This window comes from Streptomyces sp. NBC_00466, from assembly GCF_041433995.1.
Lineage (GTDB): Bacteria > Actinomycetota > Actinomycetes > Streptomycetales > Streptomycetaceae > Streptomyces.
In genome coordinates, this window is record NZ_CP107896.1 from 6,729,994 (window position 1) to 6,743,838 (window position 13,845).

General features: G+C 72.8%; 12 protein-coding genes. 4 read left to right on the forward strand and 8 right to left on the reverse strand.

What is annotated here, in order from left to right; genetic code table 11:
- Positions 1-52: 52 nt before the first annotated feature.
- From OG210_RS30220 to OG210_RS30230, 3 genes are all read right to left on the reverse strand, one after another.
- The gene (locus tag OG210_RS30220; RefSeq protein ID WP_371539699.1) at positions 53-526 is read right to left on the reverse strand and encodes an SRPBCC family protein; all 474 of its coding nucleotides are present in this window, start codon (positions 524-526) and stop codon (positions 53-55) included.
- 209 nt (positions 527-735) lie between these two features.
- On the reverse strand, positions 736-1,437 hold the full coding sequence (locus OG210_RS30225; RefSeq protein ID WP_371539702.1) for an alpha/beta hydrolase: 702 nt from the start codon (positions 1,435-1,437) through the stop codon (positions 736-738).
- Positions 1,438-1,571: 134 nt separating this feature from the next.
- Positions 1,572-2,405, reverse strand: coding sequence for a DeoR/GlpR family DNA-binding transcription regulator (locus OG210_RS30230; RefSeq protein WP_371539705.1), 834 nt, complete (start codon positions 2,403-2,405; stop codon positions 1,572-1,574).
- A 369-nt stretch (positions 2,406-2,774) separates the two neighbouring features.
- Here OG210_RS30230 and OG210_RS30235 point away from each other — a divergent pair, with 369 nt between their 5' ends.
- Positions 2,775-5,162 carry a hypothetical protein gene (locus OG210_RS30235; RefSeq protein WP_328335303.1) on the forward strand — a complete coding sequence of 796 codons (2,388 nt, stop codon included), beginning with the start codon at positions 2,775-2,777 and terminating at the stop codon, positions 5,160-5,162.
- Here the strand turns inward: OG210_RS30235 and OG210_RS30240 are convergent.
- From OG210_RS30240 to OG210_RS30255, 4 genes are all read right to left on the reverse strand, one after another.
- A complete protein-coding gene (locus OG210_RS30240; protein WP_371539708.1) occupies positions 5,122-7,581 on the reverse strand; it encodes a right-handed parallel beta-helix repeat-containing protein in 2,460 nt (819 codons plus the stop codon). The genes OG210_RS30235 and OG210_RS30240 overlap by 41 nt on opposite strands.
- 89 nt (positions 7,582-7,670) lie before the next feature.
- Entirely contained in the window at positions 7,671-8,279 is a 609-nt protein-coding gene (locus OG210_RS30245) for a hypothetical protein (protein WP_328323805.1), read from the reverse strand.
- Between the two features lie 205 nt (positions 8,280-8,484).
- The gene (locus OG210_RS30250) at positions 8,485-8,913 is read right to left on the reverse strand and encodes an MOSC N-terminal beta barrel domain-containing protein (protein ID WP_371539711.1); all 429 of its coding nucleotides are present in this window, start codon (positions 8,911-8,913) and stop codon (positions 8,485-8,487) included.
- A 43-nt stretch (positions 8,914-8,956) separates the two neighbouring features.
- A complete protein-coding gene (locus OG210_RS30255) occupies positions 8,957-9,400 on the reverse strand; it encodes a DUF6643 family protein (protein WP_328323803.1) in 444 nt (147 codons plus the stop codon).
- A 283-nt stretch (positions 9,401-9,683) separates the two neighbouring features.
- Here OG210_RS30255 and OG210_RS30260 point away from each other — a divergent pair, with 283 nt between their 5' ends.
- Entirely contained in the window at positions 9,684-10,982 is a 1,299-nt protein-coding gene (locus OG210_RS30260) for a TerD family protein (RefSeq protein ID WP_371539715.1), read from the forward strand.
- A gap of 57 nt (positions 10,983-11,039) precedes the next feature.
- Here OG210_RS30260 and OG210_RS30265 read toward each other — a convergent pair whose 3' ends face one another.
- Positions 11,040-12,308: a glycosyltransferase gene (locus OG210_RS30265; protein WP_371539718.1), complete on the reverse strand. Its 1,269-nt coding sequence runs from the start codon at positions 12,306-12,308 to the stop codon at positions 11,040-11,042.
- A 58-nt stretch (positions 12,309-12,366) separates the two neighbouring features.
- On the opposite strand from OG210_RS30265, the gene OG210_RS30270 reads away from it, so the two are divergent.
- A complete protein-coding gene (locus OG210_RS30270; RefSeq protein WP_371539720.1) occupies positions 12,367-13,152 on the forward strand; it encodes a glutamate racemase in 786 nt (261 codons plus the stop codon).
- Between the two features lie 59 nt (positions 13,153-13,211).
- Positions 13,212-13,733: a hypothetical protein gene (locus tag OG210_RS30275; protein WP_328323795.1), complete on the forward strand. Its 522-nt coding sequence runs from the start codon at positions 13,212-13,214 to the stop codon at positions 13,731-13,733.
- The last annotated feature ends 112 nt before the right edge of the window (positions 13,734-13,845 follow it).

Genomic DNA, 13,845 nt, shown 5'->3' on the forward strand with positions numbered 1-13,845 from the left:
CGGGCCGGCCCGGCTGAGGATCTGCTCCGGCCGGCCCGGCCGTGGGCCCGGTCTACGCGGTGGCCGCGGCGATCCTGCCGTCCAGCTTGCGCGCCGCCTCGCGGAAGGCCCGCCCCAGACCGGACCGGCCGAACCGGATCCCGGCGAGCAGCGGTCCGGGCCCGTCCGCAGCGAACGTCCACTGGACGCGGGTCCCGGAGTCTGTCGCGGTGAGCCGCCACTCCTCCAGCAGGGCCCGCAGGCCCGGTGTGTTGCTCTCGTCGACCCGGTAGGCGTACCGGGTTGAGGGATCCGCGGCGAGCACCGACTCCTGGAAGCGGGTGCCGCCCTTGAGGCGCACCTCGCGGCCGCCCTCGGTGGCGCGGCACATGGTGACCGCGGTGAACCAGGACGGCCAGTCCGCGATGTCCTCGGCCAGCGCCCGGTAGACGGCGTCGGGGGCGGCGGACACCCCTGCGGCGAAGACCAGGCGCAGCGGTGCGGTCTCGACGAAGTCGAGGCCGACGGGGCGGAGTCGGTGAGCCATCGGGCCGCACCTCCGGAGGTCGGTGGGGGACGGGCCCGGATACCATAGCTGACGCTTTATCAGCTGTCTGTACCGGCTCTTCAGCCGTCCGTACCGGCGGGAAGCCGCAGTTGCCGCGGACTCCGGCGAGCCGCTTCAACTGCCGCCCGCCTTCCCCCCTTTCGCTACTGGGCGGTAAGAATCACTCCGTACGACTGGCGCGCCGGCCCTCAGACCGTCTGCGCTGCCCCGGAGTCCAGCGCCTGTTCCACCGCCCGGGGCAGCGGGGCCAGCTCCAGCAGACCCGCTACCGTGCCGGCCGTGAGCGCGTGCCAGACGCCGGGTCGGCGAAGCATCGCGTGATCCCCGCCCGTGATCGTCAGAGCACACGCCCGGGTGCCGGATTCCCGCGCCCGGCGCACGAAGTCGGCGCTCCCCCTGGCATCGGTCGTACGGTCCCGGTCCCCGTGCAGCAGCACGACCGTGCGGCCGCCCAGATGACCGGCCGCCTCGTCCGGCGGGCACCAGGGGGCCAGGCCGACCACCGCCCGTACCAGCGGGTGCGATGCCGCGCTCAGCGCCGCACGGCCCCCCATGGAGTGCCCGACGAGCAGCACCGGGATCTCGCCCGCGGTCGCGGCGAGTTCGTCGAGGGCGCGACGTGCGTCGTATGCGGCATCCGCGCGGGTGCCGTTCCAGCCGCGGTGGCGGTAGCGGACCCGTCCCAGCAGCACGGAGTGCCCCGCGGTGGCCTCGGCGATCCGCGCGCCGATGGGCCGCATCCGGGCCTCCGGCAGATTCCATGGCGGCGGCGGACGCAGCCCGTCGGCCCGGCCGCCGTGCAGCAGCAGAACCGCGGCCGCCGGGGCCGCGCAGGGCCTGGTGACCATCAGGGCGGGCCGCTGCACGCCGTCATTCCGCGGTTCGGACACGCGCGGGATTTCCTTTCCTGGCCGGTTGCTCGCCGGGGCCCGTACGGCGCTTCGTGCGGACCCCACCCGGTCCTTCGTGGCCGGCGGCGTTCCGGACTGGTCCCCGCCGATCACGAGGGGCGCGGCCGCGACCGTCAGCCGGTGTCCTCGCGGCCACCCGCCACGACAAGCCCCGGCAGATACTCGGTGATCTCCTCGCGCGCCCCTCCGGTCAGCCCGGAGTCGGTGACGAACGCGTCCACGTCCTCCAGCGTCGCGAACGAACTCAGCCCGACGGTGCCCCACTTGGTGTGGTCGGCGACCACCACCACCCGCCGCGCGGACTGCACGAACCTGCGGTTCGTCTCCGCCTCCGCGAGGTTGGGCGTGGAGAGCCCCGCCTCTGCCGATATGCCGTGCACACCGAGGAACAGCACATCGAAGTGGAGCGACCTGATCGCCTGGTCGGCCACCGGGCCCACCAGCGAGTCCGACGGCGTACGCACCCCGCCGGTCAGCACCACCGTCGCGGCGCCCGGCCGCTGCCCGCCCCCGCCCATGACCCGCTGGGCGGTGTGGAAGACATCGGCGACGCGCACCGAGTTCGTCACCACGGTCAGATCCGGAACGTCCAGCAGGTGCTGGGCGAGGGCATAGGTCGTGGTCCCGCCGGACAGGGCGATGGCACTGCCCGGCGCGGCCATCGCCGCCGCGGCCCGCGCGATGTCCTCCTTGGCGCTCAGTTCGAGACCGGACTTGGCCTCGAACCCCGGCTCGTGCGTGGACGCCTCGACCACCGGCACCGCGCCGCCGTGCACCTTCTCGATGACACCCTGACGCGCCAGCGCGTCCAGGTCCCGGCGGACCGTCATGTCCGAGACGTTGAGTTTGCGGGTGAGTTCGTTGACGCGGACGCCGCCCCGCCGCCGTACCTCGTCGAGGATCAGGGCGCGACGCTGCTCCGCGAGCAGATTCTGATTGTCGCTCACCGCAGAGTCCGGTCCTTCCACGCGCCGATGCGGTGGCCAGGAGCCAGGTTCTTCCGTCTGGACCGTGCCGGGCCCGCGGGGTCCGGCACGGTCCGAAGAGAAGACCCTCACCCCCGGCCAACGGGGATCCCTCATCCTCGCACGCAGAGTTCCCGGCCGCGCCACTGGTTGCCTGTCCTCTTCCGGGGGGAGATTCAGTGAGAGCCGTGCGGCGGGCCGCAGCCGTCCAGGATTCTGGACACACACCGCCGGCCGTCCCCTCCACGAGAGCGAGTCACCGCAGTGTCCCCATCCCCGTCCCCCGGTGAGAGCGGTGCCCCCGCCCTCGAACTCCTCGTTCACGGCGTCGGCGGAGCCACCCCGCAGGGGATGCTCGGTGACGCGCACACCGTCCGGATCACCGGCGACGAGACGGCGGCCGTCTACCGCCGTGCCGCCGACGCCGACGCTGAGGCGCACCCGCATGGCACCCGGGACCGGCCGGTCCCCGAGGCGTACGTCTGGTCCAACCTCACTTCCGGCAACAGCGCCCGCGCCCTGTGGCTGCTGCTGCTCCCCTTCATGGTCGTCAACCTCGCCCACTGGATGCTGCCCTCCGGCCGCGGCGGGGTACGGGCGGTCCGGCTGTACGGCGTGCTGGTGCGGCTCGTCGCGCTGAGCCTCACCGTGCTGCTGGTCGCGTCGGCCTGCGAGGTGGCACTCGATCTGACGGCCTGGCAGTGCGCCGGATCGCCCGGCTGCTCCGACGGCAAGTCCTGGCTCGGGTTCCTGGCCGCCGCGCACGGCGGCTGGTGGGCGCAGCCCGGCCGGAGGCTGGCCGTGGCCGCGCTCGTCCCCTCGGCTCTGACCGCGCTGCTCTGGTACCTCTCCAACCGCACCTGGAGCGCGTACGAGTCCCAGCAGCCGCTGGGCGACGACGCCCGTGCGGCGGATGCCGGAGACCCGGACGACGGCGAGGGCGCGGGCGCCGGGGCCGGCTCCGGGCCGGCGCTCGGCAGGCCCGGGTTCTGGTACGGGCGCAGGCTCGTGGCCCGGCTGCGCGCGGCCCACACCGCCGCGGGATTCCTGACCGTCGCCGCCGCGCTCACCGTCGCGGCCGCCGCCTTCGACCGCCGCTCGTCGGCGACACTCCTGGAGGCCATCGGCTGGCTTCTGGAGGCAACAATCCTTGTAGCGGCCGGAGTTGTGGTGTGGGTGGTCTGCCGCAGGGGCCGCACGGAGACCCGGCTCGACGAGGAACTCGACCGGGCGGTCGTCACCCTGCTGCCGGGCGGCGCACTGACCCTGCTCGGACTCTCCGCCCTCTACGCCGCCTGGTCACGGCCCGGCTGGGAGTCGGGCGGCACCCTCCCGGGCGACCGCAGCTTCGGCATCCTGACCCTCGCCCAACTCGCCCTCGTCGTCGTGCTGGCCGCCGTCGCCATGGCGATGTACCGCCGGGCCCCCCACACCCGTACCGCACTGCGCGGACTCGCCGGACCCGCGGTCGCCCTGCTCGCCTGCGCGCTCGGCGGCGTGATGACCGGCGGTGTCGCCCAGCGCGTGGCCGACTGGCTCGACGGGCCGGGCACCCCGGGGATGGGCAGGAAGAGCTCCATCGCGGGACCGCCGGTGCTGCTCAGCTGGCAGGCGTCCGTCATCCCGGTGCTGCTGCTCCTGCTGCTGCTCCCGGTCGCCTACTACGCCCTGCGCACCCTGCACCGGGAACGCCTGATCGCGGGGACCCTCATGGCGGACTACCCGCACGAGAAACCGGACACCGTGCGCACCCGGCAGATCGCCGGGGTCCGCGCCCGCGCCCAGCTCACCGACGCCGCACCGCCGTTCGTCGGCATCGTCTCGGCGGCCACCCTGCTGCTCGGAGGGGGCGCGCTGGCTGGCTCCTGGCTCAGCGACCAGGTGCCGGGCCGGGCGGCCGACGAGGCGCCCTCCTTCATCGCGTCCGCCACCGACGCCGCACAGGCGGCAGGGTCCTGGCTGGTCGGTCTCGGCTTCATACTGTTCGTCACCCTGGGCAGGCGCGCGTACCGCGACGCGTCGGCCCGGCGCAGCGTCGGCATCCTCTGGGACGTCGGCACCTTCTGGCCGCGCGCGGCGCACCCCTTCGCGCCGCCCTGCTACGCCGAACGCGCGGTCCCCGACCTGACGTGGCGCATGTTCACCTGGACCGACCGCACCGGCGGCAGGCTCGTCATCTCGGGCCACTCACAGGGCAGCGTCCTGGCGGCGGCCGCGGTCTGGCAGCTGCCCGCCCGTACCCGCCGCAGGGTCGCGCTGCTCACCTACGGCGCACCGTTGGAGCGGCTGTACGGGCGGTGGTTCCCGGCGTACTTCGGGCCCGACTGCCTGGACGGGCTGCACCGGGAAGTGCCCTGCTGGCGCAATCTGTGGCGGGCCACGGACCCCATCGGGGGCTGGGTGCTGCGCGACGGTGACGTCGACCGGGGACCACTGCTCGATCCGGCGGCCTACGGCAGAACCCGCGAACACCCGCTGCCGGACCCGGTCCTGGGCCACTCCGACTACCAGGCAGACCCGGCGTACGCCGAGGAGCGCGCGGCGCTGCTGGACCGGCTGGCGACGACGGTGCCACGCCAGGCACTGCACCAGAACCCGGGCCGGCCTCCCGGGGGAGACCCCGGAGCCGGACAGGCCGGAACACGCCAGGCCGCATCCGGAGAGGCCGGTTCATCCAGAGAAGCCGGTTCCGGTCAGGTCACGGCAGTTCCGGCAGATCCTCCGGAAACAGCAGACTGAGATCGTCGGTCGACATCTCGGAGAACTGGGCCACCCGGCCGGCGTGCCGTTCCACCATGGACTCGAACGTCTGCCGGGCGGTCCTGCCGTTGCCGAAGGCGGGCCCCTTGGGCAGCACCGTGAAGTACTTCAGCAGGGCCTCCGGCGCGCCGTCGCCGAGCCGGTACTCGTGCTCCTCCGCCTGCTGCTCGACGATCCGCAGCAACTCCTCGGGCGCGTAGTCGCCGAAGGTGATGGTGCGCGAGAAACGGGACGCCACACCGGGGTTGACGCCCAGGAAGCGCTCCATCTCCGCGGTGTACCCGGCGACGATCACCACCACCGCATCCCGGTGGTCCTCCATCAGCTTGACCAGTGTGTCGATGGCTTCCTTGCCGAAGTCCCGCCCCGAGTCCTCGGGGGAGAGGGCGTACGCCTCATCGATGAAGAGCACCCCGCCCCTGGCCCGGTCGAACGCCTCCTGGGTGCGGATGGCCGTCGAGCCGATGTGCTCGCCCACCAGGTCGACCCGGGAGACCTCGACAAGATGTCCACGCTCCAGCACTCCGAGCGAGGCGAGGATCTCGCCGTACAGCCGGGCCACCGTGGTCTTGCCGGTGCCGGGGGAGCCGGTGAACACCAGATGGCGGCGGGCGGATGCCGCCTTGAGGCCGGCGGCGGCGCGCCGCCTGCCGATCTCGATCATGTCGGTGAGGGCACGCACCTCACGCTTGACGCTCTCCAGACCCACCAGGGCGTCGAGTTCACCCAGGACGTCCACCGAGGAGCGTATGGGCTCGGCTGCGGGGCCGGGAGCGGCGGCGGACGGCTGCGCGGCGGACTGGCCCGGCCGGGGACCGGGCAGCGCGCCGAGCAGACCGGGCGTCTGCGTCGCGGTCGCCACGGCGGGAGCCTCCACGGCGGGCGCCCCGTGCACCTCGGTGAGCAGGGCGCTCTCGTCGCTGGCGCAGTCCTCCACCACCGGGCCGCCCCCGCCGCCCTCACCCAGGGTGCCGTCGGCGAACTCGTAACCGCTGCGCGCGCACCGCTCAGTACGGCAGCGGGTCAGGGTGGTGCGGCAGCCGTCTATGACATGGAAGCCGTACCCGGCGCTGCCCGTCACCCGGCAGTTGTGGAACGTGCCGCGCCCCCCGGCCGAGACATAGAAGCCCGCCTCGGCCGGCGAGGTCACGGTGCACCGCTCGATCCTCGGATCGGCGCCCTTGGTGACGATGACACCGGTCTGCGCCGCGTCGATGGTGCAGCCGCTGAGCGTGCCGCCGCTGCCGTGGTCGCGGAACCAGGCACCGGTGGACGCGTCCCGGATGCGGCAGTCGTCCAGCTGCGCTGTGGCGCCGTCGCTCACCGAGACCGCCGTGTTCCGCACCTGTGAGAGATCGCTGTCGACCACGTCGGCCCGTGAGCCGCGGTCCAGTACGAAGATCGCGTCCGGCACGTCGTGCACCCGGCAGGAGTCCAGCACCACCGTCGCCCCGTCGCTGACCCAGACGGCCGGGTAGTCGCCCGTACTGTCGTGGATCTCGCACTGGTTGGCATCCACCCGGGTGCCCGGATCCCAGACCGACAGCCCGTTGCGCCCGAAGCGCCGGACGGTCGAGCGCGTCAGCGTGAGCACCGAACGGGACCGCAGATCGACCGCGTTCTCCGGGATGTCATGGATGTCGCAGTCCGACAGCGTCAGCACCGCGTCCGTGTCGAGCGTGACGCCGTCGGCCGATGTGCGGTGCACGGTGCAGTCGGTGAGATGGGCCGACGCGCGCGCGGCGACCTGCACACCGGTGCCCTTGACCTCGTAGATCTCGCAGCCGAAGGCCTCAAGGCCGCTGCCGTCGCCGGAGACGCTCAGCCCGGCCCCGGACGCGTGGTGGACCCGGCAGCCCTCGATCCTGGGGTGCGCCCCGCCGTGCACCGAGATGCCCGACTGGCCGGCCGCGACCACCTCGCACTCCTCGAACACCCCGCCGGCGCCGTCCAGTACACCGATTCCGACGCCCGCCGGATTGTCCACCGTGCAGCGGCGCACGGTCGGCCGGGCCGCCCCGCGCACCTCGATGCCGACGGCGGAGCGAGTGACGATCCGCAGCCCCAGCAGTTCGGGGGTGCCCTCCTCGACGAGCAGCGCGGGCGCCGACGAGTCCTGCCCCTCGACCTGGAGGTCCTGGACGACCGCGGACGCCCGCACGGTGAGCGGGATGCCGTCGGCGGGCGCGATCCGCACCGAGCCGACCGCACCGTCCGCGCCGCGCAGCGTGATCGCGTGCTGGACGACGAGGTTCTCGCGGTACGTGCCGGGAGCAACCGTGAGGATGTCACCGTCGCCTGCGGCCTCCAGGGCTGCGGCGAGGGAGACGTACTCGCCTGTGCGGCGCCGCCACCTCGATGTTCCGGTGTACGTCACCTGGACCGTGCCCTGTGCCATGGCGCTGTTGTGCCCCCACCTCGTGTGCCCGACGGATGTGGCCCCACCGTAGCGCGCGCGGGACGCGGGAGTTGACGCGAGAGGCGGTCTCAGCTGCCTGTGCCCGTGCGTCCCCAGTCGGGACCGGCTTCACTCCAGGCGCGGTCGAGTCTCACGTACCGCCGCCGCACCAGACGCCATACGACGAGACGCCGCCCGGCCACGATGAGCCCCGCCGTCCCGGCGGCCGCCCCGAAGCCCGCGAGCACCGCGCGGGCCCGCACCGTGCGGGGCCTCATGGGTCTGTTGACGAGGTGTCCGCGGTCGTCGGTCCAGATGCGCAAGCGGTCACCGGGCAGATTGCCGCCCTTGAACGTGGAGAGCACCCCGCTGTGCCGACGGCCGTCCGCACCGGTCCATACGACGGCGGCCCGGCCCCGCGGCACGGCGTCCGAGATCCCGTCGGGGTTGGCGGCCAGTGCCGACCGGTCCGGCAGCGCACGCACCACCGTGGCGGTCGCCGTGTGCCGGTGCCGGCGCTGGGCCCTGGCGGTGTCCTGGAGGGCGCTGCCGGTGAGGGAGCCGCAGAGCCACCCCACGAGCGGCGCCGCGACGGCGATGAGCAGCAGCGCGACGAGCGCCACCCACGCCTCGGCGAGATCGGTCCCACGGCGCAGGGGATTGTGCCGCCAACGCCACACACCGACTGCTGCTCGCACCGTCCCGCACCCCCTTCCGCTTCCGTCCCGACCCCACCGCACGGCCTGCCCACGACGGGGCGCGGCGAGATCAATCTCACCCCGTACAACGAGCCTGCCGTAGCTGTGAGTTCCCTGGGAAACCGTCTCATCCGAGGATGTGCGCCGGATCACCGGCGTGCGGGGCGCCGGTCCTCCCGGGGACGGTATTCCGCCGCCCAGCAGGTCATTGTCCACGCGGTGGAGGGCGAGGGTTCTCCGGCGCGGCCGTCCTCGGCCCGGGCCTGCGAGCCGGACGCGACAATATTTGGCCGGAACTGGTCCATCGGAAGGGGACCTTCTTCCGGTGGACCGCCGCCGCGACGAGGGGGCCGAGGGCGCGTCGGGCGAGGAGAGCGCCGTCGGCGGCAGCGTCTCGCGCCCCCGGCGCGGACAGCCTGACCACGGCCGCCGGGCAGTGCTCGGCGGCTGCCAACGCCGGCCGTGGGTACCGGCGTTGGGTGACGGCGCTACCGTCCTCGTCCACGGGCATCCACCGCTTGTCCCCGGTCAGTCCCCAGGGTTCGACCGCGGCCGAACCCGACGTACACCCCGTGAGGGACGTGACCGGATGGATGTGGATTCTGTGCAGAACCGCAGGAACCGGTTGCGACACGGCAGTCGCCCTGCCATCCGGTCCTGAGGTGCCGGAAGGACCGTCAGTATCCGCGGCCCTGGTAGGGGCGGTTGTACGGATCCTCGTACGGCGAGGGCGCGGGCCGCTGCGCCGCGGGACGCATCGCCTCGTAACCGGCGCCGCCGACGGGCCGCTGCGGCTGTTGCTGCGGTCCCGGGTAGCCGCGCGGCGACGTGGCCTGCTGCGGAATGTACGGGGCCGGCGTGTGCTGCATGGGCGCGGGCTGGGCCATGGGCTGCGGATAGCCGTAGGACGGCGCCTGCTGCGAAGGACCGGCCGGCAGCGCGGGAAGCGCCGACGGCAGTGCCGGCAGATAGCTGTTGCCGGTGTCGTAAGCCGAAGGGACTCGGATCGGAGCGATCTGAGGAGTGCCCCGCTCTGCGACAAGAGAATCGTAGATAGGGGTGTCCGGGAAGGATGGTGCGGAGTAGTACCCGCCACCGTAGGTCGCACGGGGGGACGTCATGGCACATAAGTAAAGCCCACGATGTGCTGATTGGGGAGCCCGATAAGAGGGTTGTTTTGCGCGTTCCGGGTGACTGTGGATCCCCAATGCGAGCGAACTTGCCAAAAACGGTCGTCAGGCCCGACTCTGATGGGGTAGTGGCCTGCTCGCGGGCGGGTTACCGGCGGGTTGCCATCAGATGGCGCAACGATCTTCCCGTGCTCGCCGGGGGCGCTCACCGGTGGCTGGGATTAGGTTGGCCGTACGGAAATCTACGGCTTCACGACGCCAGTTGGGGGCGAGCATGTCAATGCTTAAGGGAACCAATGTTCCGGTGTCGGCTCAGGCCGTGCGGGTCGAATTGGGATGGCGGCCGGGTCCGGGGGTGCCGGATGTCGATGCCTCGGCCCTGTTGCTGGCATCGGGAAAGGTTCGCACGGACGCCGACTTCGTCTTTTACAACCAGCCGCAGCACGCATCGGGTGCCGTCCGCCACGAGGGCAAGACGACCACACCGTCCACCGCGACCGACACCCTCTCGGTCGACCTCTCGCTGGTGGAGCCCGCCATCGAGCGGGTGGTCCTCGCGGCATCGGCCGACGGGGGCAGCTTCGGACGGGTGCCCGGGCTGTACATCCGGGTGTCCGACGCGGCGGACGGTACGGAGATCGCCCGGTTCGACAGCCAGGACGCGACGGTGGAGACGGCCTTCCTCCTCGGTGAACTCTACCGGCGACAGGGCGCCTGGAAGTTCCGTGCCGTCGGGCAGGGGTACGGCAGCGGGCTCGAAGGGCTGGCCACGGACTTCGGGATCACCGTGGACGACTCGCGGAAGCCCGCCCCGCAGAGCCCGGCCGCCCCACCGGCGCCTCCTGCCCCACCCGCGGCCCCGCAGGCCGCTCCCGCCGCGCCGTACAGCGCCCCCGCACCCCCGCCGCCGCCCGCCGCACCGCCCGCCCCGGTACGGCTGAGCAAGGTCACCCTCACGAAGGCGGCGCCGGCGGTCTCCCTCGCCAAGCAGGGCGGGACATCGGGGGCCATGCGGGTCAACCTCAACTGGGTGACCCGCCAGCAGCAGCCCAAGGGCTGGGCGGCCAAACTCGGCAAGGCCGTCGCCGGGAACTCCGGTATCGACCTCGACCTCTGCGCGCTCTACGAGCTGACCGACGGCCGCAAGGGCGTCGTACAGGCGCTGGGCAACGCGTTCGGATCGCTGAGCAGGCCGCCGTACATCCATCTCGACGGCGACGACCGCACCGGCTCCGTTTCGGCCGGGGAGAATCTCACCCTCAACCTCGACCAGAAGAACAACATCAGACGGGTCCTCATCTTCGTGACGATCTACGAAGGGGCGAAGAGTTTCGCCGATCTGCATGCGACGGTCACGCTCCAGCCGCAGAACGGCGCGGCCATCGACTTCTCGCTCGACGAATGCACCGTGCCCTCCACGGTCTGCGCGCTGGCGCTCATCACCAACAACGCCGGGGATCTCGTCGTCCAGCGCGAGGCCCGCTATCTGGTGCCCGACCGTGGCGTCAGCCCGCAGCGCACCATCGACCAGGCGTACGGCTGGGGCATGAACTGGACACCCGGCAGGAAGTGAGCACCCAGGGCCCGCGGTCCGCCGGGGACGATCGCGGCGGACCCCGTGGAGCGGCGCTCAGAGATCCTGCGCCGCTCCGGGCGGGACGTCGGGTCCGGTCCGGGCGTCCGCGGCGCCGACCGCACCCGGTCCCGGCTCCGGTCGCGGTTCCGGTTTCTGTTCCGGTTCCGGTTCCGGCCTGGAGTAGGTCCGCCCCTTCCAGGCGGCGCCGCGCCCGCGGTAGTGCTGCACCGCCGAGTCGACCGTCATCAGCAGATACAGCAGCGCGGTGAACGGCAGGGCCAGGGCGAGCAGCGGCGACTGGCGGTAGTAGCGCAGCATCGGCAGATAGCTGCCCGCCATCACCAGCCAGGCGAGCCCGCCGGCCCACGCGGCGGGCTCATCACGCCACAGAAGACCGGCGACCAGCGTGAGCGGCGGCGCGAGATAGATCAGCGCGAGACCGAGCACCGTGCCGGTGAGCAGCAGAAGGCTGTGCCGGAGCTGGGCGTACGCGCTGCGCGAGACCATCCGCCACAGCTCGCCGAGCCCCGGATAGGGGCGCACGCTGTCCACCCGCTCGGCGAGCCCCAGCCAGATGCGGCCGCCGCTGCGCTGCACCGCGCGGGCCAGCGACACGTCGTCGATCACCGCCTGCCTGATGGACTCCGGAACACCGGCCCGCTCCGCCGCCTCGGTCCGCAGCAGTACGCAGCCCCCGGCCGCGGCCGCGGTACGGGCCCCTGGCCGGTTGATCCACCGGAACGGGTACAGCTGGGCGAAGAAGTACACGAACGCGGGTACGACCTGCCGCTCCCAGAAGCTCGCGACGCGCAGCCGCGCCATCTGGGACACCAGGTCGAGCCGGGCCGAACACGCGGCGGCCACCAACTCGCGCAGGCTGTCCGGCTCATGGGCGATGTCGGCGTCCGTCAGCAGCAGATATTCGGGCTCCCGCGCACGCGCCAGTCCGATCCCGTACCGCAGCGCCCACAGCTTCCCCGTCCAGCCGGGCTCCGGCTCGCCGGGGGAGACGACGGTCAGCGGGAGGCCGCCGTGGCGTGCCGACAGCTGTACGGCCAGCTCTCCGGTGCCGTCGGAGCTCCCGTCGTCGACCAGGAAGACCTCGGCGTCGCCGGGATAGTCCTGGGCCAGCAGCGAGGGGAGGCTCAGCGGCAGGACCCCGGCCTCGTCCCTGGCCGGCACGATCACCGCTACGGACGGCCAGACGGCGGGGGCGGCACGCGGTGGCAGGCGCTGGTCCGTCCGCCAGAAGAACCCCTGCCCCAGCAGCAGCCACATCCACACGGCCAGCGAACACACGGCGATCCAGGCAATGGCGCTCATCCGCCGAAGTCTGCCCCACCGGGGTGGGCCAGGACGAGCTGTCGACTAGGGTGACCGGGTGAAGATCGCGCTCATGGACTCCGGAATCGGCCTGCTCGCGGCTGCCGCCGCGGTACGCCGTCAGCAGCCCGACGCCGATCTGGTGCTGTCCAGCGACCCCGGCAGCATGCCGTGGGGGCCACGTGCGCCCCACGACGTCACCGCGCACGCTCTGGCGGTGGCACGCGCGGCCGCCGCTCACCGGCCGGACGCACTGATCGTCGCCTGCAACACCGCGAGTGTGCACGCCCTGCCGGCCATCCGCGCCGCGCTCGAACCGGACATCCCGGTCATCGGCACGGTGCCCGCCATCAAGCCGGCCGCCGCCGACGGGGGGTCCTTCGCGATCTGGGCGACCCCGGCGACCACCGGCAGCGACTACCAGCGCGCGCTGATCCGCGAGTTCGCCACCGGCGCCGACGTCACGGAGGTGCCCTGTCCCGGCCTCGCCGACGCCATCGAGCGCGCCGACGAGGCCGCGATCGACGAGGCCGTGGCCGCGGCAGCGGCGCTCACCCCGTCCGGCGTAAGGGCCGTCGTCCTTGGCTGCACCCATTACGAACTGGTCGGTGAGCGGATCGCCGACGCCGTCCGGCAGCACGGCAGCCCGGCCGTCGAGCTGTACGGCTCGGCCGGGGCCGTGGCCGCCCAGGCTCTGCGCCGCACCGGGGCCGGGCCCGTGTCCGACAGCGCTCCGGGCCCCCGGCTGACGGTGCTCCTCAGCGGACGCGAGGGACCACTTCCCACCGCCGCACTGACGTACGCGGAAGGGCGCCTGCTCCAGGCCGTCAGCCCCGCGTACTGAGCGCCTCGTCCTCCGCCGGACCACCGCCGCCTCCGCGGAACGTGGGTAGGCTGCTACGCATGAGGGACCACAGCGAGCCCGGCCCCCGGGTCTGGACCGGCCATGCGACCAACCGTGTGCAGTGGCTGCTCTCGTTCGCCGGGGCCGCGTGTCTGGCGCTCGGGATCGAACTGGCTGTGGACTCCACCTGGACCGCCGACAGTGTGCCGCTGCTGATGGCCGTGATCGGCTGTGTGCTGGCCGGCCTGATGATGCTCTACGGCACGCTCGCCTTCGTACATGTCTCGGTGAAGGTCGACGAGCACTCCTTCGAGGTCCGCTGCGGCTACATCGGTCTGCCGCGCCGCCGCATCCTGCTCGACCATGTGGTGGGCGCCGACTTCGATCCGGCCGTGACTCCGCGCCAGTGGGGCGGCTGGGGGTACCGGTGGCGCCCCGAGATGGGGACCGCCGTGGTGGTGCGCCGCGGGGAGGGCCTGGTCCTCACCCTGGGGGACGGCCGGAGTTTCACTGTCACGGTCGACGACGCGGAGGCGGCCGTCCGGATCATCCGCGACCGGCTGCGGCTCTCGCCCGGCTGACCGGCCGCCCGGGGCGCCGCTCCGGGCGTGACCGCCCCGTCCGCCGCCGCTGCCTGCGGGCCGCGTCTGCCGGACGCACAGCGCCGCACTTGCCGGACGCACAGCCCGCCAC

Coding starts and splice junctions, on each gene's coding strand:
- OG210_RS30220 (WP_371539699.1), bottom strand. CDS start 526: ATGGCTCACCGACTCCGCCCCGTCGGCCTCGACTTCGTCGAGACCGCA.
- OG210_RS30240 (WP_371539708.1), bottom strand. CDS start 7,581: ATGGCACAGGGCACGGTCCAGGTGACGTACACCGGAACATCGAGGTGG.
- OG210_RS30265 (WP_371539718.1), bottom strand. CDS start 12,308: ATGAGCGCCATTGCCTGGATCGCCGTGTGTTCGCTGGCCGTGTGGATG.
- OG210_RS30275 (WP_328323795.1), top strand. CDS start 13,212: ATGAGGGACCACAGCGAGCCCGGCCCCCGGGTCTGGACCGGCCATGCG.
- OG210_RS30255 (WP_328323803.1), bottom strand. CDS start 9,400: ATGACGTCCCCCCGTGCGACCTACGGTGGCGGGTACTACTCCGCACCA.
- OG210_RS30260 (WP_371539715.1), top strand. CDS start 9,684: ATGTCAATGCTTAAGGGAACCAATGTTCCGGTGTCGGCTCAGGCCGTG.
- OG210_RS30235 (WP_328335303.1), top strand. CDS start 2,775: ATGCTCGGTGACGCGCACACCGTCCGGATCACCGGCGACGAGACGGCG.